Source organism: Peribacillus simplex NBRC 15720 = DSM 1321 (assembly GCF_002243645.1).
GTDB classification, from domain to species: Bacteria; Bacillota; Bacilli; order Bacillales; family DSM-1321; genus Peribacillus; species Peribacillus simplex.
Genome location: NZ_CP017704.1, coordinates 5,539,683 through 5,565,762, shown reverse-complemented (window position 1 = coordinate 5,565,762; position 26,080 = coordinate 5,539,683). Strand labels below are relative to the sequence as shown.

The window sequence follows — 26,080 nt, the reverse complement described above, 5'->3', positions numbered from 1 at the left end:
GTTATTCATTCCACTACTCTAGAGTGTAAATTCTTTTTAGAAAACATATTGTAGAGAGCAGAGATAAGTGGGATTTAGAAGAGTATTGACTGATTATGTGTAGTTCTTTAATTCAATTTATCTATTTTATAATCATGTTAGAAACGCAACAAAAAATATATAACCCCTATTTTATGTCTATATTTGAATAGATAAAGTAGGGGTTTTTATAATGGGTAACTTAAACTTCTCCCTGATTCTGACTCAAATCCTTCAATATTGTTTTACCTTATCTTTAAGAAATTTTCTGATGACTAATTGGATCTATTAAAATGTTACTAGCTTTGGGTTTTTTGCGCAAAATAATTAAATAAATAATAAATTGATATGGGACGCCTTCTTTGTTTTTCCTGTATAATAATACTATATTTTACATTTAGGGGGATTATTTATGGACCAAGCCAGCAGTTTAATAGGGCTTTTTGCAATCATACCGATTTTGTTTTATCTGGGACTTATTGTTTTAAGTGTTTATTTCATAATTAAGATAATAAAATTCATCAATGCAAAGACAAGATTAGATCAAGAAAGAAATGAAAAGCTCGATGAATTGATAAGAGTTATTGGTAAAGATAAAGAAAATCAAAATAAGACTTTATAAAATAACAAAAGCACAATCCTATTAAGGGTTGTGCTTTTGTTATTTTACCAGAATTATATGAATGATGAACCCATACTAGGTCAACTTAAAAGGGCGTTTTCTTTGTAACGTCAAGGTAGGTGTACAAGCATTTCCTAATAAGTACCATAACATATTAGGAGGTGATAAAATTGACAGTTAAATTAAAAACTTTATTGGATCGTTCGGAAAAGAATATGGGCAGCGGAATTCATCCAGTCGTAAAAGAATCAGCATTGGAAATGGTTAAACGGGCATACCAAGAAGGCATTTTTGTCCAAATCAGCGCAGGTTATCGGTCTATGGAAGAGCAAGCAAAGTTATATGGTCAAGGTCGCCTAGGTTATATCTACGATGGTAAAAACTATAGTGATTTATCGAAACCGAGAGTGACCAACGCGATGCCAGGTCAATCTTACCATAACTATGGACTAGCCATTGATTATTTCATAGTCAGCGATGATGGAAAGAATGCCGTATGGACAGTTGATGCAAAATGGAAACGGGTAGCGGCTATTGGTAAATCCTTGGGCTTTGCATGGGGAGGGGATTGGTCAAGCTTAAAAGATTATCCGCACTTGGATATGACGGGCGGACTAACTTATTCTCAGTTAAAAGCGGGAACAAAGCCTAGACTGATATCAAAAGTGAATGGAACCACCCCACCAGCAACACAAGTCGAATCGGATGTGATTATAAAAGATACGCCTGCAAAGGACAGCGGCAATCAGACTATCAAGTCCATTCAAAGGACATTAAATAGCCGGTATAATGCAAAAATAGATGTTGATGGTTATTATATTATGTTCCTAATACAAAAAAAGCTTTGATAAAGGGTTTTCAAACCGAACTGAATAAACAATATGGTGCAAAGAATAATGTTGATGGAATATGGGGAACCAAACAAAAGCGGCTTCACCTAATGTTAGGGAAGGGGCGAAAGTGAATATCACCTATATCCTTCAAGCTGCACTTTATTTGGAAGGGCAAAATCCACATGGCATAGATGGCATCTTTGGAAGCGGAACGGAAATAGCGGTGAAGGCCTTTCAAAGGACCAAGTGAATACCTGCAGATGGTATTGCAGGTGAAAATACTTTTGCAAAATTATTTGGATGATATATATATTGGAATAGAACTATAATGCTTAAATGCAATTAGTTTAGCAAAAAAGCCTTAAAAATGAGGGCTTTTTTTTATGAATAAAAATGTTTTTTAAAATAGCATTTTTTTAAAAGTAAATATCCCAATCGTTTAAGAATCGAAGTATAAGAAAAGTAAGAATACATATCGGGACAAGAAATGTAACCGCATTTACGAAATGTAAGTACTTTAATGCTGAATGTTTTATTCCTTTGACTTTTATCACTAAATAGAGGAATGATAAGATTGCGATCAATGGGCATAGCAAGCCAAGATCAGTTAAAACCCTCGAAATTGGGTAATTCATAATACTAAATCCAATGAGGAATGAAGCAAGGCAGATCACATTGATAACCGACAAAATGGTTGGTATTAACAACAAGTTCTTTTTTACTGTCGCCATAAATTTCAACTCCAAAGTGATAATCCCGCCTGATATCTTATAATATCCACTGATTAAGTAGCAAAGCAAGGTAAGGCTTTGTTAAAAGTAAATGTTGATTTACAAAGTACTAAGAGAAAATATCCAAAAATCAGGCCTTTCACAAATGTGAATTGTAATATTTATCGAGTATTTATGCTCATTTTTGTTCACTTAAAATTGACTGAAATATAATAGTATTTTTAATTTTCCAACACATTGAAACAATAAAGTTAAAGTAGGACATAACTTTATTGGAGGAAAAAAATGAAAAAAATATGGAAAATGCCAATTTTGCCTATCGCCTCTATTAGTCTAGCATCTGTGATGATTGTAAATGCCATTCCAGAAACTCCAGTTCAAGCAGAATTGAATGTTCATTCACAAGTACAGATGAAAAATCATGTGCTTCCGCTGGGAACGCCTAATTTGCATGAGAAAAGAACTTCTATGAATCCAGCACCAGGAGTGACGTATACCAAAATCAATCGTGGTGAAATATCTTCTAAAGACTTTTACACAGTGGATGTGGCATTTGTAGAAACACAGAAGCAGGCAAAGAAATTGTTGGGAAATTTAAAGAAGGATGGTTTCAAAAATGCTCGTATCATAAAAGAACCGGATCGGGCCTTGGATGACAGGCAAAAAAGTCCACTTGGATACATTGTTCGCATCGGCCAATATCAGGTGGAAGCGGATGCAACCGAAATGAGAAACAAGTTATCGGAAAAGGGATATTCGGGTCTGCGAACTGTGTACACGGGTGAAGACGGAGAGAAAACAACAGGACCATGGGTAGTAAACGTCCTTGAAGTGGACCAAGATCGATTTCAAGGGCATGTGGTGCCTGAATTAGCAAATGATGCAGTGACAGGGAAAGAAACGTTGACCCAAATGGCAGACAGAAATGATGCCATTGCTGGAGTTAATGCTGGATACTTTGTTGTAGGAGAGAAGGATGGAACACCAGGCGATCTTGCCGGTATATTCGCCAGCAATGGTCACCTTGTCAGTGAAGCGATTAATAGCCGTTCAGCTCTGATTTTATCTTCTGTTGAAGAGAAGGCAAACATTGCTTCTGTTTCCACTTCAATTCAGGCTACTTCAACTGATGGTGCGGTTAGGGAAGTGGATGGATTAAATCGGAAGCCTGGATTAATCCGCAATTGTGGCGGTGTTGGAGGAGATACGACAACAGAACGGCCGAAACATGATTTTACTTGTAAGGATGAAAGTGAGCTTATCCAATATACGTCCGTATTTGGAGAAGAGACAGAATCGGGCGACGGTGTGGAAGTGGTAGTAAATCATGCCGGAAAAGTGGTGGAAATTCGTAACCATCGTGGAGGAGTCATTCCAAGCAGTGGTTTTGTTCTTGCGGGAACTGGGGAAGCAGCAGAGTGGCTTCGTGACCATGCCCAACAAGGGATGAAGATTCAGGTGAAGAGTGAAATCACTGGGGATGGAAAGCTAATAAAATTAGATCAAACCACCAGCATGATTAATGGTGGTCCACGATTATTGGAAAACGGAGAAATTTCCATTAATGCCGTAGAGGAAGGTTTTCACTGGGAAGAAGATCCTGGGTTCTATTATCGTTTTGGGGAACGTCGTAATCCTAGAACGCTTGCAGGAATCAAGGAGAATGGCAATCTATTATTCGTCACGATCGATGGACGCTCACCCGGATGGAGTGTGGGGGCTAATTTTGAAGAAAGTGCGAAAGTCATGAAGTCATTAGGAGCTGTCGATGCCATCAATCTTGACGGCGGAGGATCGACGACCATGACAGTTGGGGATGATCGAGTCACAAGACCATCTGATGCAGCAGGTGAACGCCCGATTGCCGATGGAATATTGTTAGTAGAATAATAGATGGGCGTTAAGGAGGTTAAGGAGTTAGAGTTTAACTTCTTCAGTTATTTTAGAAAATAACTTTAAGAAGGCTGCCCTAAAATTACTGGTACATGATTTGGGGCAGCCTCTTTATTGATTTTTGAAGAAAATGGTCTTTCCTCCGTGTGAACCTCCAGATTTTCATTTGCCATCCGAATGGAGTGGAGAACATGGATTGATCCACGCATTCATTATTGAATACTTCCAATCAAAAACCGAGAGAGGTCATAACAAAGAAATAAAAAAGGTTTCAACATAATGTGATTACCGGGTTCATGCCCTCAAGGTTGCCATATTAAATAAAGTGTCAAACTTCTTGGGTTCACTTCAATGACGAACTCTTTAACTCCATTTTAGCGTCCGATATTGGAAGGTCCATATAAAAATTTATTCAAGATATGCCCTATTAAAAGGTAGACTAGTTACAAAACTCCCTTATAATCTGGTTCCTTATTGCTTCTACCGAAAACCCCTGTTGATAGGTAGAAATCATTAACATGATACCTTGTAGCACAGACGAAAAATATAACGATCGTTTCCTTGGTTCTTTTTCCCCCATGCTTTCAAACAGTTTACATTGAAACTCAAATTGTCTAGCATTTTCTTCAATTATGAGATGACTGTATTTTATCAACTCGTCATCAGCCTCTGGGTGAGTTTGCAGGTGTAGATAGAACCGATGGACTTCCGGTTTTTTGAGGATATTATCAATGGCACCATTGACTATATGTTCAAGCTGTTCACGAGGTGTATTTAAGGTGAACGCTTCTTCCATGACTTCAACCACTTCCTTGATTCTAGCCTCGACCATTTCAGCAAGCAGCTCTTCTTTTCCTTTGTAATAGTTATAGAGTAACCCTTTCGAAATACCCGCCTTCTTGGCTATATCGCTTATAGAAGTAGCGTAATATCCTTGTTTCATAAATAACTCCATAGCTGCAGCGCGAATTTTTTCTTTGGATGCTTGGCGAATACGGTCATTCTCTTCGGGTGTACGTGGCATTTTATTTTCAATCCTCCATAAAAGCAGTGAATTCTTGATATAAATCTTCAGAATGGGTGAGGGGCAGCATATGATCGGCATTCTCTATTTCGATGAAACTGATGTTTGGAACCTTACGAAAACAATCGGCAACTCGAAAATTATCTGCCAAGTCCTTTTTACCGATAAAAAATAAAGTTTCGGGGTTCAATTCTCCTAATCGTTCGATTGCTGGCGGCTGAGGCCATGTCATGCAGAAATCAGCAGGCCACTTAAGCATGCGCACGAAATGATGCCTGAGCATTTGAACAGTGAGATCTTTGTGCGGACTATTAATAACAACTTGATATGTTGGTGAATGAAGGGCACGCTCTAACATCTTATCTATATTGGGGGCGATTTCCAATATTTTATTATGATATTGTTCAAACTCTTTTGAATAGGGAAAACCAGTCAAAGAAGGAGCAATTAATACAAGTTTCGATACTCTTTCAGGGTAATTAAGAGCGAAATCAGTTGCAATCTGCCCGCCCATGGAATGGCCTATAATCGTTGCCTGATTAAGTTCTAGGTAATCCATTAATGCCAGTACATCGTCAACATAGTTTGCATGTTTTATAGGGGATGGTGATTTACCGGCACCACGGCCATCAAAAGCAATAACTTTGTAATTCTTGGATAAAAGAGATGCTAAAAAAGTCCATTGCCTCAAATCAGCCCCACCACCATGAATAAGAACAACAGGATGACCCGTGCCATTAATCTCGAAATGTAAATCCAATGCAACCCCTCCATTTATTTACTGAATTTTCAGTATTATTTTATTGTTGAATGAATGTTTAGTCAATGGAAAACGCAATTTAATTTTAATTACTTTAGATATTTTTTCTATTACGCATATATTCTATTGGACTAATAAACATAGAGAGTATAATTTAAAGGTGTAGCTGAATAAGGGGAGTGGTGGATTAAATGGTAAAAATTCGAAAGGCTTTATTATATGAAGTAGAAATGATTCGTGAACAGAGAGTGAAGGCCTACGAAGAACATGCTCAAAGCATTCCTGAAGGGCATTGGGATGCTCTGAAGAAAGCTATATCTTCAGATGCCGATGAACAGCGAGATGTTGAACTTCTAGTTGCTGAATTAGATGGAGAAGTGGTAGGTAGTGTTGCTTTGTTTCCTGCGAAATCAGATGCCTACAAAGGGCTGGTTGACATGTTAGATTATCCTGAGATAAGAATGCTTGCAGTCACACCACAGGCACGACACAAAGGTGTTGCTGAGGCATTAATCCAAGAATGTATTCGGCGAACAAAAGTAAACGGTTCACAGTACATCGGCTTACATACCGCAGATTTTATGAAAACTGCTATGCGATTGTATGAACGTATGGGCTTTGTACGATTGCCGCAATTCGACTTCCAACCTGCTGATGATGGTATCATCGTGAAGGCGTATCGACTATCTATCGAATGAATAATATCAAAACGAAAAACAAAATAATGACATGCAAAGAGCTAATCATTTAAGATGTGTTTCATAACTTAATGTTTAGTCATAACCGAAAGACAGTAAGCAAAAAATAATCTCAGGTCTTTTTTCCTTTAATATTTTAAGAGTACTTAATTATAAGTGCATAAAATGATGACAATTTTGATTACCCAAACGATATATCCCTTAAATGGCACTGATTTGATGATCACAACTCTGATCACAAATCATCACCATTCCCTCAAACCTTCCTACTAATCTTCTCCACAATCTCCATCAAATCATCCGGCCTGTGAAATTCAATCGGCGAAACGCCTTTATCGAACTCTATCGTATCCGATTCTATCATCAATACATACTTCCCATTAATCTTTCCTAAATGGATGCTGTCGCCGAAATCGGCTAACAGTCCTTTGATTGATGTACTGCCAAGCTTCATTCGCAGCTCGGCTTCAGGTGTATGCTCGACAATCTGGGCTGTGGCTTCGACGACCTGATGGGTTTCAAGACGTTCTTGGATTTCACGCTTTTCACTCGTTTCCCAGATTTCCAGGTCCTGTTCAAATTTGTGCAGTTCGTCACTGTTTTCTTCGAATTGTGCGGATACATGTTCATGGACCATGTGGATGACCTGGTTTTTCATGATTTCCGGCATTGATTCACCATATTCGACGAATTTCAAGAAGTCCTCGAAGTAGCGGGCATGTGAAGCCTGATGGATTTTCAGTTCGCCTTCTTCGACCATACCTTCTTCGGGCATGTATGGATATTGAATGGATTTCATATTTTTAGTGGTGATTGCCATTTCAACGTGCCTGATCAAGGTCCGTTCATCCGAAATGGAAGCAACTTTCGGCTCGAAATCACATTTTAATAAGAAAACGAATGGTTCATCAAGATATTTCGATAATTTAGCCGATGCGATTATGAAGACACCGCCACGGACGGCACTTGTATCAATATAGGACCGCGTGAATTGTTCATTTTCCTCTTGGAATTCTTCTTTCGTTTTAGCATATCGAACACGGTTAAATACATTGTAATTAGGGTTGGAATCAAGTGCATGTCCTTCTTCGACAATAAAAGAACCGATTTTCGTCGGTATTTGTTCAGTTTTTGGATGACGGTCCACTTTTCGTTTGGAAATCTTCATCAATTCCCCATCCAAAAAGTCCTTTAGAGGACTCTCCTCGTATTCTTGGGTATCGAGAGTTTGGAAATGTTTAAAACGCTTATCAGCCTGATCGCCTTTTCCTTCGACTTGGATTAGATAAAAAGACAGATAGGTAATCGTAAAATCCATGAATGTCACCTTCTTCAATTATTAAGCATAATTCCCGTACTTTTTTTAAGACTTAATAAGTATAGTGATGTACATTGATTCCGTCAAACAATTGGTGCATGAATGATCAGAATAATTTTGGTGTATTATTTCATAATAATACATAGAGAAAAATAATAATGAGTTCCTATAGAATTAAAAATATTAGAACTTTACAAGAACAATTTAACGGAACATCACTTTATAATAATAGAATAATGAATTATTAATCATTCATTGTTAATGATGGAGGATTCTGTTGATTAATAAGACTTTTTTTTAAAGAAGATTCAAAAAACAGAATTTTACAATAATAAATCGTTGACGATGAAAAGGTTAATACATATAATTTAAAAGTCAGATAATTCGGGAATTATAGAAATTTGTCGAAATTTCTCCGATATAAATGGTAAGTGAATTTATTTGTCTATAGTTTTCAGAATAGTTTATAAAATTTATGGAGGAGAGGACATGAGTATTTTTAGAAAGAAGTCCATTGAGGACTTGTTGAAAAACGCAGGTTCCGGCGGTAAGGGATTGAAACGGGAACTAGGTGCTTGGGATTTAACGATGTTAGGAATTGGAGCGATTATTGGGACAGGCATTTTTGTATTAACAGGTACTGGTGCAGTGAATGCTGGTCCTGCACTTTCATTATCGTTCGTCATTGCTGGTCTTGCCTGTTTATTCGCTGCACTTTCTTATGCAGAATTTGCAGCTTCCGTGCCGGTATCCGGTTCGACTTATACGTATGCTTATGCTACTCTAGGTGAATTCGCCGCTTGGATAATCGGTTGGGATCTAATCCTTGAGTACTTATTGGCTGTTAGTGCCGTATCGGCCGGGTGGTCGGGCTATTTCCAATCATTTTTAAGTGGATTCGGGATTAACTTTCCGGAGAAATTAACGGCAGCACCGGGTTCGGTCGAAGGTGTCACGACTTATATGAACTTGCCAGCCTTTTTGATAGTCATGGCGATTACCTTTTTGATTTCCATAGGTACGAAACAAACGACTAGAATCAATAATATAATGGTCGTTATTAAAGTGTTGGTTGTCCTGCTGTTCATTGTTTCTTCTATTTATTATGTAAAACCGGAAAACTGGCAGCCATTCATGCCATTTGGAATCGATGGGGTATTTTCAACTGCCGCATTAATGTTCTTTGCCTTCATCGGCTTTGATGCAGTTGCATCTGCTGCTGAAGAAACAAAAAATCCAGGAAAAAATTTACCACGTGGAATCCTCGGTTCACTGGTCGTTTGTGTTGTGCTTTATATGATCGTAAGTTTAATCATGACAGGTGTGGTACCGTATGCACAATTCAGCAAGGCTCTTGACCACCCGATTTCTTTGGTCTTGCAAAGCGCAGGACAAAATTGGGTTGCAGGGATCATCGATCTAGGTGCCTTCCTTGGGATGACAACGGTAATCTTGGTTATGTTGTATGGACAAACCCGAATCATGTTTGCGATGTCACGTGATGGGCTGATGCCAAAATCCTTATCAAAACTTCATAAAAAATATAAAACACCTTATGCGGCTTCATGGATATTTGGTGTGATAGCGGCTTTATTGGGAGCATTCATACCTCTTGGTGAATTGGCTGAGTTGGTCAACATTGGAACATTGACTGCGTTTACGATGATTTCTGTAGCGGTCATTGTTTTACGGAAAACAAGACCGGATATGAAACGTGCTTTTTATTGTCCGGCTGTACCGCTCGTTCCAGGCCTAGCAATCGTTTTCTGTGTATTCTTGATGATTCAGCTAGGGAGTCATACATGGATAAGGTTTTTGATCTGGATGGCTATCGGAGTCGTCATTTACTTCACTTATTCCCGTAAGCATTCCAATCTTAACCAGCAGGAAAAATAATCATTGAAAAAGACGCTCTATTGAAAGTGTTAGTTTGACGACAAAAAGGAGGTTAGGGATGCTCCCACCCAAAGGCATGATTTTAAAAGAAAACTTGGTTATCCTTCATGTTATAAACTTTTAGTGCTGAAAACCTTGCTAGAAGTGCAACACTACTGCCGAATACCTGGATAGCCGAGACCCCACAGGCGCTTGCGGCGAGGAGGCTTGGCAGACAGTCAGAGGCAAAGGGAGCGGATTTCTGAAATCAACTGGGACTTTTTTGAAGAAAAAATTGTAGGCAAACTGGCTCTTCTCCAAATTGTTTACAGTCTGAGACACTCTTCTGGAGTGTCTTTTTTGTTTGGACATAAATAGTTCATAAGTCTTGTGTGAAAGAAGAAAATTTATCAAAGTGAATTAAGATTAACAGACTTTATGTCGAAATAGTATATATGGGTAGAAAAAATTGGAGGGCAATTCAATCATGAAAAGTATATGGAGAAATAAACAAAAGATAGATTCAATAGACTATATGCAATATAAAGAACAAGTCGGTATCAATATAACGGAATATCCGAGCGTATTGAATCAAGTAGACATGATTCATTTGACGATCGAGGATTTGTGCATAATTCGTTCTTTACAGGAACAAGTGAAAGAACATTTGACCCAAATTGTAGGAAATTTCTATAAAAATCTAGAAAATGAACCCTCTTTAATGAAAATCATTTCGGACAATAGTTCTGTTGATAGGTTGAAAAAGACACTGCATCGTCATATGTTCGAAATGTTTAGCGGAACCATTGATGATGCGTATATTAATCAGCGTTATATTATAGCACAAGTACATGTGCGAATTGGACTGCAGCCAAAATGGTATATGAGTGCTTTTCAGGATTTATTGCAATCATTAATCATTCATGTGATTTCCAATATAAAAAATATTGAGCAATATCAAGAAAACATTCTGGCTGTCACTAAAATTTTTAATTTAGAGCAGCAAATAGTTTTAGAGGCATATGAACTTGAAAATGAGAAGATTCGTCAAAAAAACCTAGATGAAAAAGAAACGATTAAACTACAGGTCAATCATAATGCCGAGGAATTGGCAGCAATCAGTCAAGAAACTAGTTCAGCAACTCAATTAATGGCAAATAAGGTAGGCGAAATTCATGATTTCACTCAAAAGGGGTCAGAGATTGCAATAAATGCAGAGGGAAAATCAAATGAGGGAGTGGAGCTGTTACAGGGATTAGAGAAAAGATTGGTAAAAACGCAGGAGCAAATGACGATCATCTCAAAAGATATGGAACAGCTATCCAATACTTCAAAGGAAATTGAACGAATTGTCACGATAATCACTTCAATTGCAGAGCAAACGAATTTGTTGGCGTTGAACGCAGCGATTGAAGCGGCAAGAACTGGTGAAAATGGTAAAGGATTTGCGGTTGTGGCTGGTGAGGTAAGGAAGCTTTCAGAAAATACCAAGGAATCAGTTTCTGAAGTAGTGAAACTGGTTAATGGAATTGCTCATTTTACCAATGTCATGAACACATCAATTTCCATGGTTAGCGGTGAAATTACTAAAGGCACGAAACAAGGAAAAGAAACTGGCATGTTTTTTACTGATATAGCAAAATCCATGCTTTCTGTTAAAGAGCAGAATATTAAGATCACCAAGGAAATGACAGAGCTGAATGATATATTCGATGAAATTAATGAAGCGTTCAATCAAGTGGCCGTTTCCTCGGATCAATTGACTCAATTGACAATGAACTTGTAATGGACTTAATAGGGATCATTCGTATTTTAATAAGCAACTCGATAGAATATTTCTAAAAAGCCCAAAAGCGGTTTATAGAATAAGAACAAACTATAAAAAATAAGGATTAAAATCAATTCCAAGGAATGTCGTTAACAGGCTGCTCAATAAATCACTTGATATAATATAAGTTTAATGTTATATTAATAAAGCGATGAGCTAATTTGTGTAAGTCGAGGAACATGCTTTTAGCTAAACGTCGGGATGTGGCCTGACGGTTCTGCGCCACAAACGCATCAAAGACGCCTGCTGCGTGCAGGCGTCTTTTTCATTTTATTGATTCTTTTCTTGCAGCTTGTACGTCATCTTTGAATTCCTCTTGTATTTCTTCTGTTATTCCCTTCGTTGCATCCTTAAACTCCCTAAGCGAGGTCCCGACTGCCCGTCCGATTTGAGGTAGCTTGTTCGGTCCAAAAACAATTAAAGCTAAAATAAGGATTAAAATTAAACCTGGAAAACCAATGTTTGAAAGCATAACTAGTCACTCCAATCAAATCTGTTAGTTAATATTATAGACTCCTTCCATGTATTTGCAAATGATATTATATTATAGAGTTCAACATCCGATGATCCATGCAAGACAAACACTTTCTATTCCGTCCCACAAATTTATCTTGCACATTCTATCTAAAAATATTTACTTATCCAAGCATGCTATTCCTTAATAAGATATTAATGAAAGTGGGGGAAGGTAAGAGAAATCAGAGTGTCGTCATTAGTTTTGCCGTTTGGGCATGTAACTAATTTGGCTACACCTGCCTAATTTTTAGCATGAAATTTTTTGTTGCTTGGGAATGATTAAACTTGCAAGATTGAAGATATTTCGGTATTATAACTATACAAGCTGCGTTGTTCGTAATGATAATTAAGTTTTAACCTTTAAGCTGTAATAGGGAGTTTTACATCGAGACAGGAATGTTATGCCTCGTCACTGACTTGGACAACAGGAATGTTTCTGCAAACACCCACTTTGAGGAGTGGTGGTTTAAAACTTTCTTACTTGAATACGGCAATTGCGGCTTACTTCTTTAATAATTAGAAACCAGTTCCGACAGGGACTGGTTTTTTGTTGTTTTTACGCATGTTCGGAACGTTATATATAACGATAGCATCAGAAAACATATTAAGATATTTATGAAAATTATATGAAAGTTTTTATTGAAATATCAGATAATTAGCATTTATAATAATAATTAGATAACTAGGTTCACTATTTGTATAAAATTATGGTGAGTCGATGTTTTTTAAAGAATTTCGTAAGCGCTATCATTTTGATGGAAGTACTGCAGTCACCTAGAGAGGAGAAAATTTTATGGCTAAAATTAATACAACTGAGGTAATTAGCAACAGTAAGTTTAATCGCTTTCATTTTGGATTGCTGGCATGGTGTTTTATCATTATCCTTTTTGATGGATATGACCTCGTCGTTTACGGAACGGTAGTCCCGGTATTGACGGAGGAGTGGAACCTTACTTCCGTGGAAGCGGGGGCTATGGGCAGCTATGGACTATTTGGAATGATGTTCGGGGCCATCTTCTTTGGTACTTTAGCAGATCGGATTGGCAGGAAAAATGTAATTGCGATTTCACTGATTTTATTTAGTTTATTTACGCTATTATGTGGATTTGCGAACACACCTACCATGTTTTCGACTTTCCGATTTCTAGCGGGATTAGGGCTAGGGGGAATCATGCCGAACGTTATTGCCTTATTGACGGATTATGCACCGAAAACGATGCGGAGCATGGTCGTTTCAATCGTTTTGTGCGGTTACTCATTCGGAGGGATGCTTGCCCCGATACTGGGTATCTTGCTTATGCCTTCACTAGGCTGGGAATCAATATTTTGGTTTGCAGGAATACCACTGTTATTTTTACCCTTCATGATGAAGCGTTTACCAGAGGCTTCGACGCATTTGATCAGAATTGGCCGAAAAGAAGAATTGATCAGGATATTATCCAAGGTAAGTCCGGAGAGTAAATTTGACATCAAGGATGAAATTGTTGAATTGAAAAAAACAGATACGAATATGCCGATTCTTGGATTGTTTAAGGATTCCCGTGCTCTAAGCACACTGATGTTCTGGATCGCCTTTTTCATGTGCCTTTTGATGGTATATGGATTGAATACATGGCTACCAAAGTTAATGATCGAGGCAGGTTATGCGCTGAATTCAAGCTTAGGTTTCTTGATCGTTCTTCAAGGGGGCGCTATCGTAGGCACGCTTATAATCGCTAAACTTTGTGATCGTTACGGATCCAAGAAAATGCTTGTGCCTATGTATGCGCTTGGGGCAGTAAGTTTGACCCTATTGGGAATGGGAGGAAGCTCTTTTGTGATATACACATTGGTAGCGATTGCTGGAGCCTGCACCATTGGTGCCCAAAACCTTGTACAAGCCTATGTCTCCCAGTACTACCCACCAAATATGAGATCGACGGCATTAGGGGTCGCATCTGGAATCGGAAGGATAGGAGGTATGCTAGGACCCATACTCGGCGGATTCTTATTATCAATCTCGCTTCCAATCCAAATGAATTTCCTTGCCTTCGCCATTCCGGGTCTCATTGCCGCGGTTGCCTTATCATTCGTTCCAGCGAAAATAGCTTATTATAAACATGATCATTCAGAACCAACTGAAGAAATGGTGGTAGAATCTAATAAATTGAACGTCTTGTGAAACTAAATGCATGAAATGCAATGCTTGGATGCCCTCGCTGCCATTTCATGCATCTTTTTTTATTGGCCTTTTTTTTCGTAATTATGGGTCTATATGAAAACTGCAAATTGACAAGAATTAGCGTAAAGCTTCTCCGGGAATTGCTTGACTTGACCTATTCTTGTGAAAAGTTGCTTAAATGTTCATATTTTCGCAATACGAGTCACTATTAATATAAAGAATAAATGTTAAAATGATGGTACGGATAATTAATTCTCCCTTGAAGTGGAGCGAACTAGAAATTAATCACATCTTTTGTGAGGAGTCATTACTTTGAAAATTTTAAAACATGTAATTTTTTGGTTAAGCATTATAGGGACATTATTCTCTATGATTTATTTCTTTGTAGCGGACATTCCGTTATATGTTAAATTGTTAGGCGGAGCCATCATCCTTTATCTTGGTTATGATCTAATAACAGAATCAAGGAAAAGAAAGCGTAAAGAAGCCTTGGACGCTTAATCCTTATACTTATTTAAAGCCCTCTTTGATAAGAGGGTTTTTTTGTTGATTAATTTGGCTAATCGCCTTTGATTATTGACAATATTCTAAAAATTAGGTTAATATATAGTGAACTTAGTTCTATATATATATAATCTATCTATGTGACTACATTATTAGTTGTCATTTTCTAAATGTTAGTTCGGCCCAAAAAATAGAGATATCCTTAAGGTTACGTCAAAAGGAAAAGCAGAAAGAGGGGAAGGAAATGCACACAATCCAAGTGTCTGAAATGATGGACGAACAAAAATTTAACCGCTTTCATTTGCAGATTTTATTATGTTGTATCTTTATCATCATCTGTGACGGGTATGATATGTTCATGCTTGGGGCAATCCTGCCATCTTTGATGGCGGAGTGGAGGATATCTGCTGTAGAGGCAGGGTTATTCAGCAGCTATGCTTTGTTTGGAATGATGATAGGAGCGTTGGTCTTTGGACCGCTGGCCGATAAATTCGGCAGAAAGAAAGTCATTTTGATTTGTACGGTCATTTTTTCCGTATTTACATTTACATCAGGTTTTGCCGATGATCCAACTACTTTTGGAATACAACGTTTTCTTGCAGGACTAGGCTTGGGAGGAGTCATGCCGAATCTAATTGCAATCATTACTGAATATGCCCCTAAAAAACTTAGAAGTACCCTGGTCGCTATCATGTTCAGCGGGCACGCTCTTGGGGGAGTTGTTGCTTCAATGGGAGCGATGTATCTGATTCCGAACTTTGGTTGGCGGGCAGTGGTTTGGCTTGGTGCACTCCCTTTAATCTTCATGCCCATATTATATAAATTGTTGCCCGAGTCAATAAATTATTTCATGACAAAAAACAAGAAAAGCAAATTGGTGAACGTTCTGAATCAAGTGAATGTAGGCGGGCAATTCACCATGAATGATTCTTATGTCCTTCAGGAGCAACTCAAAAGTGAAATGAAAGGGTTTCCAGTTAAACAGTTATTCAAAAATGGGAGGACTCTAAGCGCCCTTATGTTCTGGATTGCATTTTTCATGTGTTTGTTCGTAATGTATGGCCTGAGTACATGGCTTCCAAAAATCATGGGAGGGGCAGGATATGAATTAGGTTCAAGCCTGACATTCTTAGTCGTATTGAACCTTGGAGCAGTTTTTGGAGCGATCGTTGGAGGGAAGCTTGCAGACAGATATGGTTCCAAGAGGATTCTGGTTACTTTCTTGGTCTTTGGATTCATAACCCTTACAATGCTGAGCTTCAAGCCAAGCATGATCATGCTTTATATACTGATTGCCATAGCAGGGGGTACGACAACAGGTACACAAATCGTAACGAATGCATATGTATCCCAGTATTATCCGAATGAAATCCGTTCTACAGGTGTCGGCTGGGCATTAGGTATCGGCAGAATTGGCGGAATACTCGCTCCTGCTTTCTGTGGGGCCCTGCTTGATATGAAGTTATCATTGCAAGTCAATTTTTTAGCTTTTGCCATACCATGCATCATTGCAGCAGCGGCGATTTGGTTCATTCAGGATAATTTCAGCAATATGACCGCAAACAGACAGGAAAAGAAATTGATATAATGTACACCCTACCTGAATCACTGGATGAAAATGTTCAAATGAAGAACGGCCAAACGACAAGTGGCGATTTTTTTACTGTCTAGGACCCCATATAATGACTGAAACCCCGACCAAACAGATTACAGCTCCTATCCAATCATATAAATCAGGGGCTTTCTTATCGATGCCCCATCCCCATAAAACCGATAAAACAATGAAAACCCCGCCATATGCAGCATATACACGTCCAAAGGTAGGGAACGTTTGGAAAGTTGCAATGATGCCGTATAACACCAGCCCAAAACCTCCGGCTAAACCTAGATAAATGGATTTACCTTCTCTTAACCAAAGCCAAATAAGGTAGCCGCCACCAATTTCCGCTAGGCCAGCCATAAGGAATATTACGGTAGTAATTAACATATATGTATACATCACTTCCTCGTTGAAATTTTATCATATTTGAAACTGTAAATGATCATACTTTACAGAGTTGTTACTAACTAAAGTTAACTACAGCATCACCGTTAAGGCATGAAAATGATCCTTCACTAAAAGGATATTGTTATGAGGTTGTTTGTGCGTGATTGTTGAAAAGTTTAGCTTTTTTAAAAAAATATCCCAACGTTATCTTTTAACTCTAACTTGGATTGCAATACAGATGCAAAGGGTACTATACCTAAATAGGAATATAGTAATCTAGTTGAGGAGTTGCAGCCATGAAAACCCGAACATTTGCATACACGTTAGCCATATTTCATTCAAGTATTGTCGGCCTATCTTTCTTATTTACGAAAATGGCGATTGCAGAATCGAATCCGCTTGATACTTTGGCTTTCCGATTCACGGTCTCCTTCGTCATCATTTTATTCCTGGTCGCCGTTAAAGTCATTAAGGTGAACTATTCCTGGGAGTCGGTTAAAAATCTGGTCCCGCTATCCTTGTTGTTCCCAACTCTTTTCTTTGCCTTTCAAACTTTCGGACTTAAGTACTCGCAATCCACCGATGCTGGAATTCTGACTGCTGTCACCCCAATTCTAACATTGATGATAGCTGAATATTTCCTGAAGGAGAAAACATCTTTATATCAAAAGCTTTCGATTGTTTTGTCGGTAGTTGGAGTCATTTTCATTTTTGTGGTGAAAGGGAGCACAATCAATTTTTCCGACATGCTTGGGATGGTGTTGATCTTGCTATCCTGTATTGCAACTGCCTGTTATACAACGATGACACGTTCACTTGCCAAGGACTATACACCAGGTGAAATGTCTTTTTTCATGATGGGAACAGGCTTTGTCATTTTTAACGTGGCCGCGCTCGTTACCCATTTAAAACAAGGAACGATGACGGAATTCTTTACACCATGGTCGAGTATGGAATTCATCAGTTCCATTTTGTATTTGGGAATATTGGCTTCATTGGTCACTTCGTTATTATCCAATACGATTTTATCAAAAATCAAAGCGTCCCAAATGAGTGTGTTTGCAAATCTTTCCACTGTTGTAACGATTGCAGCAGGAGCTCTCATTCTAAATGAAAAGATTACAATCTACGATATACTGGGGTCGATACTAATCATTTTAGGTGTAATAGGCACGAATTATTTTGGAGTGAAGAAAGAGCATTCAATAAAGGTGAATCTTGAATATAATGAAGGGAAAATGTGAAATAAAAATGGTCCATCCCATTAGGAATGGACCATTTTTATTTCCACCATATTGTTTGAGGGAAATCTGTTGAACCAATCACTACTGGTTCGCCTATTTGAGGTGTGCAGACCTGGACGGCAAGATCATTGGCCGCTTTGGTTACCCGTTCTATAGGATCTGTCCAGTCATGAAAAGACAATGTGAAACCAGCCCAATGAATGGGGATCATCAGTTTACCTTGTACGTCGATGTGTGCTTGAACAGTTTCTTCTGGAATCATATGGATGGTTGACCAGCGCTCATCATATTGGCCGCATTCCATTAAAGTTATATCAAAAGGTCCGTATTTTTCGCCGATTTTTTTAAAATGGCTGCCATAGCCGCTATCGCCGCTGAAAAATACCTTTTCTTGTTTGCCTTTAATTACCCAAGAACACCATAGTGTCTTATTGCCATCACGTAAACTTCTTCCAGAAAAATGCCTTGCAGGCGTACAGACAAATTGGAATTCCTTGAATGAAAATTCATCCCACCAATTATGTTCCTGAATCAGTTCTTGTTTTACACCCCATCTTTCAAGATGTCCACCGACTCCGAGTGGGACTATGAACTGACTGACTTTATCCTTTAATTTCTTTATTGAAAAATAATCCAAATGATCGTAGTGATCATGTGAGAGTAGGACGGCATCGATAGGAGGCAGCATATCCAAATCGATAGGCAACTCCCCGCTGAAGCGCTTGTTCCCAAACCAAGGAAAGGGAGTGGGTGCTTTGCCAAACATGGGATCGACTAAAATGGTTTTCCCGTCTAACTCCAACATGAATGCAGAATGACCAAACCAGGTGATTTTATTGGAATTCACAGATACAGGTTCTTTTGTTCCAATTACGATTGGACGGTCGGGCCTCCGTTTTGGATTAGCTTTTATGTAATCACGTAAAATGGAACCAGTATGTTTAAGGCTCATCGCTTGACTGGCAGGAATCTGATTTTGGAATTTTCCCTTGGCAAAATTCTCTTTAGTAGTGAAACTTCTCAGTTTTTCTTTATTTACCCTTCTACCAAATGGAGGATAGAGGTTTAGGAAAAGTAACAATACTATAAAAGAAGAGATGGTGATCTTAATAATTTTCAGCATGATAGGTTCCTCCCATATTAATCAGACCTTTTCTTAAAACATAGCATATCACAGAATATATAAGGTTATTTACTATAATGCCCCACAAGAAAAATGATAAAGATATACCCTTCTGAGAAAAGGGCAATGAAGGGTGAGACATAAGATTCATTAACTGCAAACTCCCTTTAGGAGGAGTGTTTTTTTCATTTGGTGAAAACTTAGGACAAGTGTTTAAGTTTCACCCATCTTAGGCAGGGAATAGATGTATATATAATGAATAATATAGAGAGCGGAATAAGGAATGTAGCAGCCGAAGGGTAGGGTGATAAATCGATTGTTAATGTTTTTCAGAGTCTTTGTATGGGTAGTATTTATTGCTTTATTAGCTTATGTCATTCTTTCTTGGAAATATAAAGACAAGGTAAGTAAAAGGATTGAAGCTATTCGAAAAACCTGGTATATCATTTTTATACTGGGAGCATTGATTTATTGGAATTTCTATCCGATGAGCATTTTTAATGAGTGGAAGAATTTCTTGATTATGGCTATCGTATTCATCCTGATTGATATGTTTGTGTTCTTGAGCATGTATATATCCAAGATTGGCGATAACGAGCTGTCCTATGCAACAAAAGCCGTTGCAGAAAGTGACAAACTTTTAACCGATAATAGGGAAAAGGTCAAGAATATGTTTCATCTCCTAAAAAAAGAAGGAATACCTGAGTATTATCAAACGAATAAGGAATATTTGGCTTATTTGAGCATTCTCCTACAAGCGTATGCAGCAAAGGAAGGGATGAACGTGGAAATCCTTCCTTTCAAAACGGAACAGGACAAGCAATTGGTGATAAATGGGCATCCGAACTTGAATGGCAGTACCATTCGTGCTACATTGGAAAGAGAAGATACGTATTATAATGATGAAGAAAAAATGGCTTTGCAGCCTGTAAGCATTTTGATGGAACCCTATATCCTTGATGTTAAATCAGAAAGCTTCGTTTCAGAAGTCGATTGTTTATTAATAGCATTATTAATCATGATGTTCGATATGGTCATAAAACAAAAACCAGGTGGTGAAGGATAAATGAGCATTTATGATAAAGCCGGCAATGACGTGTCAGTTGCCGTAATCAAACCACAGGTAAACATACCCGATGTAGGTTTAAGTCCCCACACTAAAAAAGTAATGAAACAGAACGAACGCATTATCCTGAAACAAAAAGAAAAAGCTGCACGCTTCAGCCGGTTAAAAAACGTTTTATAAGGAAGGGCAGAGGTTTTTCCTTTCCTTATGATATTTAATGGAAACCCGCATATACTATTCAAAATCAAAGAATAGGAAGGGTCTTTCAGAATATGAACAAAAAACCCGAGAGAGTTAACATCCCGGTCCCCTCCGCTTCACCATCCGAGAAACGGATACATAAGGGAAACGCTGATTTGCTCAAGCTTTTGCAAAAGCTGAAAGCTAAACGTTGGATTTTTTTTAGGTGAAAGAAAGCCAGTCTCTAAGGAGAACTGGTTTTTTTATTATTCATGATAATCACAGTTTGTGGAAGTATTGAATATTCCTACGTCCAGACTCTTTAGCCTTATACATGGAACGGTCCGCTTTTTTCAAAAGTGACTCCATTTCCGTACCATTATGAGGATAAAAGCTTATTCCTATGCTAGCTGATATAAAATGATCATTTCCATTAATGTGAATGGGCATGGTGGATAAATGGTTCAATAATAATTCAGCGTTTAGCTGAGTGCTTTTCATTAAATCCTCACAATGAGATGGATGTAATAATACAATGAATTCATCACCGCCGATTCTAGCCACATGACTACCTTCGGGGACGGATTGCAAAAAACATTCCGCTGCCTTTTTAATAACATCGTCACCACAATTATGACCAAAGGAATCATTGAAAAATTTAAAATAATCAAGATCGATGTAAAGAAGGGCCATTTCATCGTTCGTTTTATCTTTATGATAATCAAAATAATTATAAATGAAGTGCCGATTATAAAGACCTGACAAAGGATCCCTGATAATCCCCTTTTCAAGAACGATTGTATGACTAATCAAAGCTGCCAAAGACTTAATGAGTATCAGATCATAATCTTTAAAAACATGAGGTTTAATGTCGAATGCACATAATGTCCCAATGATTTCACCCTCATTTATTAGCGGAGCTCCCATAAAACACCCATTCCCTATAAACTTCGTTGCGGGGTGGCCACTAGTCAATTCATGTTCCCTCAAATTCGTGATAACGAGTGGTTCCAAGCCATTCTCAACAACTAATTTGCAATAAACCATATTATAAGGAATGATGTCACTTTCACAAATTAACTTTGCATTTCTATTGAAGGATTTGATCATAAAACTCTGTATGGGATTCACTATAGAAAGGAAGAATGTATTGACCTCAATGGTTTGAGCTAAAAGTGCTAATACTTCTTTAGCGATAGAATCGAAATTTTTATAATAGTTGATATCTTGCTGAATCATTCTCAGGCTCCTCTTTTATCTATAGTCTTTTTAGATTTCCGGATGTTATTTCTCATATTGAACAACAAAGACACAAAAGTGGAATCTGAAAACCGTGACAGTTGTGCGGATTTCCACTAAACTCAATTAAGGGGTTGGATTCGTTTTATCGATGAATAATCGAGTAAGTTGAAAAATTGACCTCTACTTTATTTTCGGCTTTTTTTAATATCATTAAATTTTTATTTGCCTGATTACCAAATAGCTAAATCTGAGTATCCATTTCTCGATTTACGGGATGGGCATCACTTCTTAATCCCATAAAGTCTACGTCAATCAGTATTTAACATGCATTATACTGTAAATGAAATGGTAAGAGTACCCTGGATGTACATAGTTGGTATTTTTTTTCATATTTTCCTTGGAGTGTACATAGGTAAAGCAACTTGGCATTTCTGCACCTTCTCATGATAACGGAGCATATGAATTTAAATAGATTAAACGAATGTATCTGGCTCATTTATAAAAAAAATTTGGGGAGGATAAAAGGAAGTAATAAAGTACATATTGGATAATTCAAAAGGGGATCATTATGGGAAAATTAGAAAGTATATATCCTATTGCTATAGAGAATACAAAGGAAAAAATAATCCAGGATATGGATTTTTATTTAGAGAATCAAGAGACAATGCCTTCTTATTCAGCATATATATCAGACAGGACGTCTTTTATTGAGCAAATTTGGATAAATGTTTGGTTAAATAAAGCATCAAACGATGTGCCCAGAAAGGAAAAAAAGGCGTTTTTAAGCGAAAGGGGATTTGTAACGGAAGGTTCAGATCATAAGCTGATCAATAGCATGTTCCGGAATGAATTAAAGAAGTATCGCCCTTTTGATGGCTTAACGTGGATTAAAAAAACCTTTGCTGATAATCAAGAAGATTGGGAGAAGAGATATAAAAATGCAAGGGAAAAATTCTTTAGGCGACAAGAAGAACAGCGGCTTGCCAAGCAGCGTTGGAAGATACGCGTAAGGCTGCAAGAAGAGGCCAATACATTTTTTGAAAAAAACTCACTTCTTTTATATTTACATGTCAGGTATTATATTGTTGGAATTTTGACAAAAGATCTTAAGAATAAGCCTAAATTCCAATACGCCGATCCATACTTGCTTGAAGAACAATTGGTTGAAGAGGGGGGCTTTCAAGCTGCCGAATACCTAATGGTCACTGATTTTTTTGAAGAGCTGACAGGCGATATTCACTCGTTAATCGGTTGGGGAAGGAACCGTTATGAATATGAAAATTACTTCTATAGGTATGAAAGATTAGTTTCGGATTTCATAAGGAAATTAGCCCCTGACAAATACTTGAACCATTTACCTGCTGCACTCCATCATGATTTTTTGGAGTCATATGGGGAAAGGCTGACGGGTGAGGCCCTTCAAGGTATACTAAGCGATGAATTGGCCGATTTGTCTCAGTCCTGTTTTGATGAACTTCAGGAAGAATACCTTTCTGATTTAGTGAACCTTGAAGGAATTCCTTTTAATGAAACATTGCACGAAGAAATATTTGAAAAAGACGTGGAGAACAGAGAAAGAAGAAAAGCTGAAGTATTGGCAGAGCAAGCGAAGAAGCGGGCAGAAGAGCAAAGGATGATCGATGACATTATCGGTAAGGCCTATACTCCATCATTAGGGAAAAAAGTTAGATATGTTTTGCATATCGGAGAAACCAATACTGGGAAGACGCATAAGGCCCTGGAAAAAATGAAAGAAGCGGAAAGCGGTTTGTATCTAGCTCCCCTTAGACTGCTGGCCCTTGAAGTGTTTGATAAATTAAATGCAGACGGTGTACCTTGTTCATTAAAAACAGGTGAAGAAGAAAAGGCAGTTGAGGGTGCTAAACATGTCTCCAGCACCGTTGAAATGTTTCACGAAAAAGACTACCATGAAGTAATCGTCATTGATGAAGCCCAAATGATTGCCGATAAAGATCGAGGCTTTTCATGGTTTAGGGCAATCACGCAAGCTAATGCGAAAGAAGTACACATAATCGGAAGCAAGAATATCAAAATGATGCTTCTGAATCTTTTGAATGAAGCTGATTTAGAACTCCACGAATACAGACGGGAAATTCCGCTCGAGGTTGAACAAAGGGAGTTTGGACTGAAGTATACAAAAAAAGGGGATGCCCTCATTTGTTTTTCGAGAAGGCAGGTACTGGAAACCGCGTCCCGGCTAAAAGAGAGTGGACATAATGTCAGCATGATATACGGCAGTATGCCTCCTGAAAATAGAAAACGGCAAATAGAGCTATTCAATCGCGGTGAAACATCAGTTGTCGTTGCCACCGATGCGATTGGAATGGGATTGAACTTGCCAATACGGCGCATCGTCTTTCTTGAAAATGAAAAATTCGACGGGACACGAAGAAGAAGATTGACTTCTCAAGAAGTCAAACAAATCGCTGGTCGAGCCGGTAGAAAAGGGATTTACGACACTGGCAAGGTAGCATTTACAGCAGACATCAAAATCATGAATAAGTTGCTGGAACAGGTAGATGAGCCAGTTCAAACCTTCACTATCGCCCCAACCTCTGCTGTATTTGAACGTTTTCAAAAATATTACCGGAACCTAGGGACATTTTTCGAAATGTGGGAGAAGTTTGAGCCTCCTAAAGGAACGAAAAAGGCATCGTTATCGGAAGAAAGGGAGCTTTACGAACTGATACGGGATACCGAAATCGAAGCGCGTTTTTCTTTAATGGATTTATATGGTTTCCTGCATATTCCTTTTTCAGCAAAAGAACCAAGTCTGATCAGACAGTGGCTAGAAACGGTCGAGGCGATTGCCGAGAGCAGTGACCTTCCTGAACCGATCATTAAGACTAGAAATCTGGAAGAATTGGAGCTATCTTATAAAGCGATAGGTCTTCATCTATTATTTTTATATCGGATAGGTAAGCGGACGGAAGCTGTTTATTGGGAGCGTATCCGTGAAGAAATCAGTGATGGCGTTCATGATCAGTTAAAAGACGAAATGTTGAATTATCAAAAAAAATGCAAGCGCTGTGGAAAAAGGCTGCCGGATGACTCACGTTTTCATATATGTGATGCTTGTTATCAGAGGGCTTAGGAAGACGCACAGATTCAATTAAATGCATTCTTTTGATAGTAATAACCCGAATAAAGTGCACCTTGGTGTCGTTATTCGGGTTATGAGCGGTTGTATAAATCACTTAGTCGTTTGTTTCGTTTTAGCAATAAGTGCTGCTTGCTGTTTCATTCGTTTATCAGCTTTCTTATCATGCACCACTAAGATTGCATGAATTAAACCAGGGACATAAAAAAATAGTGTGAGGACCAAATTAAGCAAAGCCTGAATGGGTTTACCGGCTAATAATACGGCTAATGGAGGGATAAGAATCGCAATTAAATAAAGAATGGTGAACACTCTCCAATATTATGATTTTTATCTGACTATTTCGGTTTGATTCTCTCTTTTTGTTAATCTTTTTATTCTAATCCAAATGATTGCTTTACTTGAATTGAGAAGCAATTCGGATACTGAAGTTCCATTTTCCTGATGATACCTCTTGCTATCGCCTTGATAAATATATGCTCAAGAGCCGGATTCATACCAACAGAGCATTCTGGGGCCAGGAAGCAGTTTTTTTAGTGGGCTATGGCTAATAATCGTTTTTGCCGGTTGCGGTCAATGTAACGCCGCTTTTTGTGTTAGAATAATCAGAATACTAACTGATGAAAGCGGGAGATTTATGAAAAAAAAGATAGGCTGTTTGCATGCGCACTATACAAATATAGAATACATAGAAACCGCATTCTCGAAATTCGATATTGAATGGCTTCATTTTGTAGATCCGGGATTGATGCATCGGGTGTCAACAGATGAAAATTTTAAGAATTCGGATGCTCAAAAAAGGGTTAAAGAACAAGTCGAATGGATTGCCGAATGTAAAGTGGATGCCATTCTGATAACCTGTACAAACTACATCGCCTTTTTAAATGAAGAACAACTATCCTTACCCATGCCTATCATTAAAATCGATGAACCATACTTTAAGCAAATTTGCCAATTGCAGCAACCGCAAATGATATTATTCACGAACCCTGCCACCGTTGAAGGAACAGTCAAACGTTTAAATGCCCATGCTGAAAAATATGGGGCTGTGGATTTTGAAGTGATCATCATCGACAATGCCTTTGAATTCATTATGCAGGGATTGGGAGTGAGATATAACCAGGAAATCATGAACTTCCTTTACCAGTTTAAAAACGAAATTAGACCGCTGTCTGTAGCTCAACTATCAATGGTCGAAGCAGCAAAGAGATATGAACTTGAGACAGGAAAGACAGTTATAAACCCATTGGATGCATTAGTTGATTCCATGATCGTTCAACTAGAACTAAGTTCATTGAGTGGTCTTTGAATCAAAGGATTTCTGGTGCCGCATGAA

General features: G+C 38.1%; 22 protein-coding genes, 1 other RNA gene and 2 pseudogenes. 17 read left to right on the top strand and 8 right to left on the bottom strand.

Annotation, left to right across the window (positions count from 1 at the left end; all coding sequences use genetic code 11):
* The first annotated feature begins 430 nt into the window (after positions 1-430).
* From BS1321_RS26815 to BS1321_RS26795, 4 genes are all read left to right on the top strand, one after another.
* A complete protein-coding gene (locus tag BS1321_RS26815) occupies positions 431-640 on the top strand; it encodes a hypothetical protein (protein ID WP_063233888.1) in 210 nt (69 codons plus the stop codon).
* A gap of 170 nt (positions 641-810) precedes the next feature.
* Positions 811-1,488: a M15 family metallopeptidase gene (locus tag BS1321_RS26810; RefSeq protein WP_063233887.1), complete on the top strand. Its 678-nt coding sequence runs from the start codon at positions 811-813 to the stop codon at positions 1,486-1,488.
* A gap of 61 nt (positions 1,489-1,549) precedes the next feature.
* Positions 1,550-1,723 carry a peptidoglycan-binding domain-containing protein gene (locus tag BS1321_RS26805; RefSeq protein ID WP_081112949.1) on the top strand — a complete coding sequence of 58 codons (174 nt, stop codon included), beginning with the start codon at positions 1,550-1,552 and terminating at the stop codon, positions 1,721-1,723.
* 766 nt (positions 1,724-2,489) lie between these two features.
* Positions 2,490-4,094, top strand: a complete 1,605-nt coding sequence (locus BS1321_RS26795) for a phosphodiester glycosidase family protein (RefSeq protein ID WP_063233885.1) — start codon at positions 2,490-2,492, stop codon at positions 4,092-4,094.
* A 442-nt stretch (positions 4,095-4,536) separates the two neighbouring features.
* Here the strand turns inward: BS1321_RS26795 and BS1321_RS26790 are convergent, their stop codons facing one another.
* Both BS1321_RS26790 and BS1321_RS26785 read right to left on the bottom strand, forming a co-directional pair.
* Entirely contained in the window at positions 4,537-5,121 is a 585-nt protein-coding gene (locus BS1321_RS26790; RefSeq protein ID WP_063233884.1) for a TetR/AcrR family transcriptional regulator, read from the bottom strand.
* 7 nt (positions 5,122-5,128) lie between these two features.
* Complete coding sequence (locus tag BS1321_RS26785) at positions 5,129-5,881, bottom strand: alpha/beta fold hydrolase (RefSeq protein ID WP_063233883.1); 753 nt, start codon at positions 5,879-5,881, stop codon at positions 5,129-5,131.
* Positions 5,882-6,072: 191 nt separating this feature from the next.
* On the opposite strand from BS1321_RS26785, the gene BS1321_RS26780 reads away from it, so the two are divergent.
* Positions 6,073-6,579, top strand: coding sequence for a GNAT family N-acetyltransferase (locus BS1321_RS26780; protein WP_063233882.1), 507 nt, complete (start codon positions 6,073-6,075; stop codon positions 6,577-6,579).
* A gap of 256 nt (positions 6,580-6,835) precedes the next feature.
* Here the strand turns inward: BS1321_RS26780 and BS1321_RS26775 are convergent, their stop codons facing one another.
* On the bottom strand, positions 6,836-7,897 hold the full coding sequence (locus tag BS1321_RS26775; RefSeq protein WP_063233881.1) for a DUF3900 domain-containing protein: 1,062 nt from the start codon (positions 7,895-7,897) through the stop codon (positions 6,836-6,838).
* A 489-nt stretch (positions 7,898-8,386) separates the two neighbouring features.
* On the opposite strand from BS1321_RS26775, the gene BS1321_RS26770 reads away from it, so the two are divergent.
* The 3 genes and pseudogenes from BS1321_RS26770 to BS1321_RS28845 form a co-directional block, all read left to right on the top strand.
* On the top strand, positions 8,387-9,793 hold the full coding sequence (locus tag BS1321_RS26770) for a branched-chain amino acid transporter BcaP (protein WP_063233880.1): 1,407 nt from the start codon (positions 8,387-8,389) through the stop codon (positions 9,791-9,793).
* Positions 9,794-10,259: 466 nt separating this feature from the next.
* Positions 10,260-10,751, top strand: a pseudogene (locus BS1321_RS28850) (protoglobin domain-containing protein); the annotation flags it as partial.
* A gap of 336 nt (positions 10,752-11,087) precedes the next feature.
* Positions 11,088-11,558, top strand: a pseudogene (locus tag BS1321_RS28845) (methyl-accepting chemotaxis protein); the annotation flags it as partial.
* Between the two features lie 307 nt (positions 11,559-11,865).
* Here the strand turns inward: BS1321_RS28845 and tatA are convergent.
* The gene (gene tatA / locus BS1321_RS26760) at positions 11,866-12,072 is read right to left on the bottom strand and encodes a twin-arginine translocase TatA/TatE family subunit (protein ID WP_063233878.1); all 207 of its coding nucleotides are present in this window, start codon (positions 12,070-12,072) and stop codon (positions 11,866-11,868) included.
* 363 nt (positions 12,073-12,435) lie between these two features.
* On the opposite strand from tatA, the gene ssrS reads away from it, so the two are divergent.
* From ssrS to BS1321_RS26740, 4 genes are all read left to right on the top strand, one after another.
* Positions 12,436-12,623, top strand: a non-coding RNA gene (gene ssrS, locus BS1321_RS26755) — 6S RNA.
* 286 nt (positions 12,624-12,909) lie between these two features.
* Positions 12,910-14,277 carry an MFS transporter gene (locus BS1321_RS26750; protein WP_063233877.1) on the top strand — a complete coding sequence of 456 codons (1,368 nt, stop codon included), beginning with the start codon at positions 12,910-12,912 and terminating at the stop codon, positions 14,275-14,277.
* A gap of 312 nt (positions 14,278-14,589) precedes the next feature.
* The gene (locus BS1321_RS26745) at positions 14,590-14,778 is read left to right on the top strand and encodes a hypothetical protein (protein ID WP_063233876.1); all 189 of its coding nucleotides are present in this window, start codon (positions 14,590-14,592) and stop codon (positions 14,776-14,778) included.
* Between the two features lie 247 nt (positions 14,779-15,025).
* Positions 15,026-16,369 carry an MFS transporter gene (locus BS1321_RS26740; protein ID WP_063233875.1) on the top strand — a complete coding sequence of 448 codons (1,344 nt, stop codon included), beginning with the start codon at positions 15,026-15,028 and terminating at the stop codon, positions 16,367-16,369.
* A gap of 72 nt (positions 16,370-16,441) precedes the next feature.
* Here the strand turns inward: BS1321_RS26740 and BS1321_RS26735 are convergent, their stop codons facing one another.
* On the bottom strand, positions 16,442-16,780 hold the full coding sequence (locus tag BS1321_RS26735; protein ID WP_411836530.1) for a YnfA family protein: 339 nt from the start codon (positions 16,778-16,780) through the stop codon (positions 16,442-16,444).
* Positions 16,781-17,064: 284 nt separating this feature from the next.
* Between BS1321_RS26735 and BS1321_RS26730 the strand changes: the two genes are divergently transcribed.
* Positions 17,065-18,012, top strand: a complete 948-nt coding sequence (locus BS1321_RS26730) for a DMT family transporter (protein ID WP_063233873.1) — start codon at positions 17,065-17,067, stop codon at positions 18,010-18,012.
* A 37-nt stretch (positions 18,013-18,049) separates the two neighbouring features.
* Here the strand turns inward: BS1321_RS26730 and BS1321_RS26725 are convergent, their stop codons facing one another.
* Positions 18,050-19,135 carry an MBL fold metallo-hydrolase gene (locus BS1321_RS26725; protein ID WP_063233872.1) on the bottom strand — a complete coding sequence of 362 codons (1,086 nt, stop codon included), beginning with the start codon at positions 19,133-19,135 and terminating at the stop codon, positions 18,050-18,052.
* A gap of 322 nt (positions 19,136-19,457) precedes the next feature.
* On the opposite strand from BS1321_RS26725, the gene BS1321_RS26720 reads away from it, so the two are divergent.
* The gene (locus tag BS1321_RS26720; protein ID WP_232522835.1) at positions 19,458-20,201 is read left to right on the top strand and encodes a type II toxin-antitoxin system SpoIISA family toxin; all 744 of its coding nucleotides are present in this window, start codon (positions 19,458-19,460) and stop codon (positions 20,199-20,201) included.
* A complete protein-coding gene (locus tag BS1321_RS26715; RefSeq protein WP_063233870.1) occupies positions 20,202-20,381 on the top strand; it encodes a hypothetical protein in 180 nt (59 codons plus the stop codon).
* A 279-nt stretch (positions 20,382-20,660) separates the two neighbouring features.
* On the opposite strand, the gene BS1321_RS26710 is transcribed toward BS1321_RS26715, so the two are convergent.
* Positions 20,661-21,620, bottom strand: coding sequence for a sensor domain-containing diguanylate cyclase (locus BS1321_RS26710; protein ID WP_063233869.1), 960 nt, complete (start codon positions 21,618-21,620; stop codon positions 20,661-20,663).
* A 571-nt stretch (positions 21,621-22,191) separates the two neighbouring features.
* Here BS1321_RS26710 and BS1321_RS26705 point away from each other — a divergent pair.
* Entirely contained in the window at positions 22,192-24,738 is a 2,547-nt protein-coding gene (locus tag BS1321_RS26705; RefSeq protein ID WP_063233868.1) for a helicase-related protein, read from the top strand.
* A 99-nt stretch (positions 24,739-24,837) separates the two neighbouring features.
* Here BS1321_RS26705 and BS1321_RS26700 read toward each other — a convergent pair whose 3' ends face one another.
* Positions 24,838-25,047 (bottom strand): YqaE/Pmp3 family membrane protein, encoded by a 210-nt coding sequence (locus tag BS1321_RS26700; RefSeq protein ID WP_063233910.1) that lies wholly within the window; start codon positions 25,045-25,047, stop codon positions 24,838-24,840.
* Positions 25,048-25,381: 334 nt separating this feature from the next.
* On the opposite strand from BS1321_RS26700, the gene BS1321_RS26695 reads away from it, so the two are divergent.
* Positions 25,382-26,053: a hypothetical protein gene (locus BS1321_RS26695; RefSeq protein ID WP_063233867.1), complete on the top strand. Its 672-nt coding sequence runs from the start codon at positions 25,382-25,384 to the stop codon at positions 26,051-26,053.
* The last annotated feature ends 27 nt before the right edge of the window (positions 26,054-26,080 follow it).

Bases quoted from the DNA above. Each gene is read 5' to 3' on its own strand.
- tatA (WP_063233878.1), bottom strand. From the start codon at position 12,072: ATGCTTTCAAACATTGGTTTTCCAGGTTTAATTTTAATCCTTATTTTA.
- BS1321_RS26710 (WP_063233869.1), bottom strand. From the start codon at position 21,620: ATGATTCAGCAAGATATCAACTATTATAAAAATTTCGATTCTATCGCT.
- BS1321_RS26715 (WP_063233870.1), top strand. From the start codon at position 20,202: ATGAGCATTTATGATAAAGCCGGCAATGACGTGTCAGTTGCCGTAATC.
- BS1321_RS26735 (WP_411836530.1), bottom strand. From the start codon at position 16,780: ATGTATACATATATGTTAATTACTACCGTAATATTCCTTATGGCTGGC.
- BS1321_RS26815 (WP_063233888.1), top strand. From the start codon at position 431: ATGGACCAAGCCAGCAGTTTAATAGGGCTTTTTGCAATCATACCGATT.
- BS1321_RS26780 (WP_063233882.1), top strand. From the start codon at position 6,073: ATGGTAAAAATTCGAAAGGCTTTATTATATGAAGTAGAAATGATTCGT.
- BS1321_RS26730 (WP_063233873.1), top strand. From the start codon at position 17,065: ATGAAAACCCGAACATTTGCATACACGTTAGCCATATTTCATTCAAGT.
- BS1321_RS26795 (WP_063233885.1), top strand. From the start codon at position 2,490: ATGAAAAAAATATGGAAAATGCCAATTTTGCCTATCGCCTCTATTAGT.
- BS1321_RS26790 (WP_063233884.1), bottom strand. From the start codon at position 5,121: ATGCCACGTACACCCGAAGAGAATGACCGTATTCGCCAAGCATCCAAA.
- BS1321_RS26720 (WP_232522835.1), top strand. From the start codon at position 19,458: ATGTTTTTCAGAGTCTTTGTATGGGTAGTATTTATTGCTTTATTAGCT.
- BS1321_RS26805 (WP_081112949.1), top strand. From the start codon at position 1,550: ATGGGGAACCAAACAAAAGCGGCTTCACCTAATGTTAGGGAAGGGGCG.
- BS1321_RS26750 (WP_063233877.1), top strand. From the start codon at position 12,910: ATGGCTAAAATTAATACAACTGAGGTAATTAGCAACAGTAAGTTTAAT.
- BS1321_RS26770 (WP_063233880.1), top strand. From the start codon at position 8,387: ATGAGTATTTTTAGAAAGAAGTCCATTGAGGACTTGTTGAAAAACGCA.
- BS1321_RS26775 (WP_063233881.1), bottom strand. From the start codon at position 7,897: ATGGATTTTACGATTACCTATCTGTCTTTTTATCTAATCCAAGTCGAA.
- BS1321_RS26740 (WP_063233875.1), top strand. From the start codon at position 15,026: ATGCACACAATCCAAGTGTCTGAAATGATGGACGAACAAAAATTTAAC.
- BS1321_RS26705 (WP_063233868.1), top strand. From the start codon at position 22,192: ATGGGAAAATTAGAAAGTATATATCCTATTGCTATAGAGAATACAAAG.
- BS1321_RS26725 (WP_063233872.1), bottom strand. From the start codon at position 19,135: ATGCTGAAAATTATTAAGATCACCATCTCTTCTTTTATAGTATTGTTA.
- BS1321_RS26695 (WP_063233867.1), top strand. From the start codon at position 25,382: ATGAAAAAAAAGATAGGCTGTTTGCATGCGCACTATACAAATATAGAA.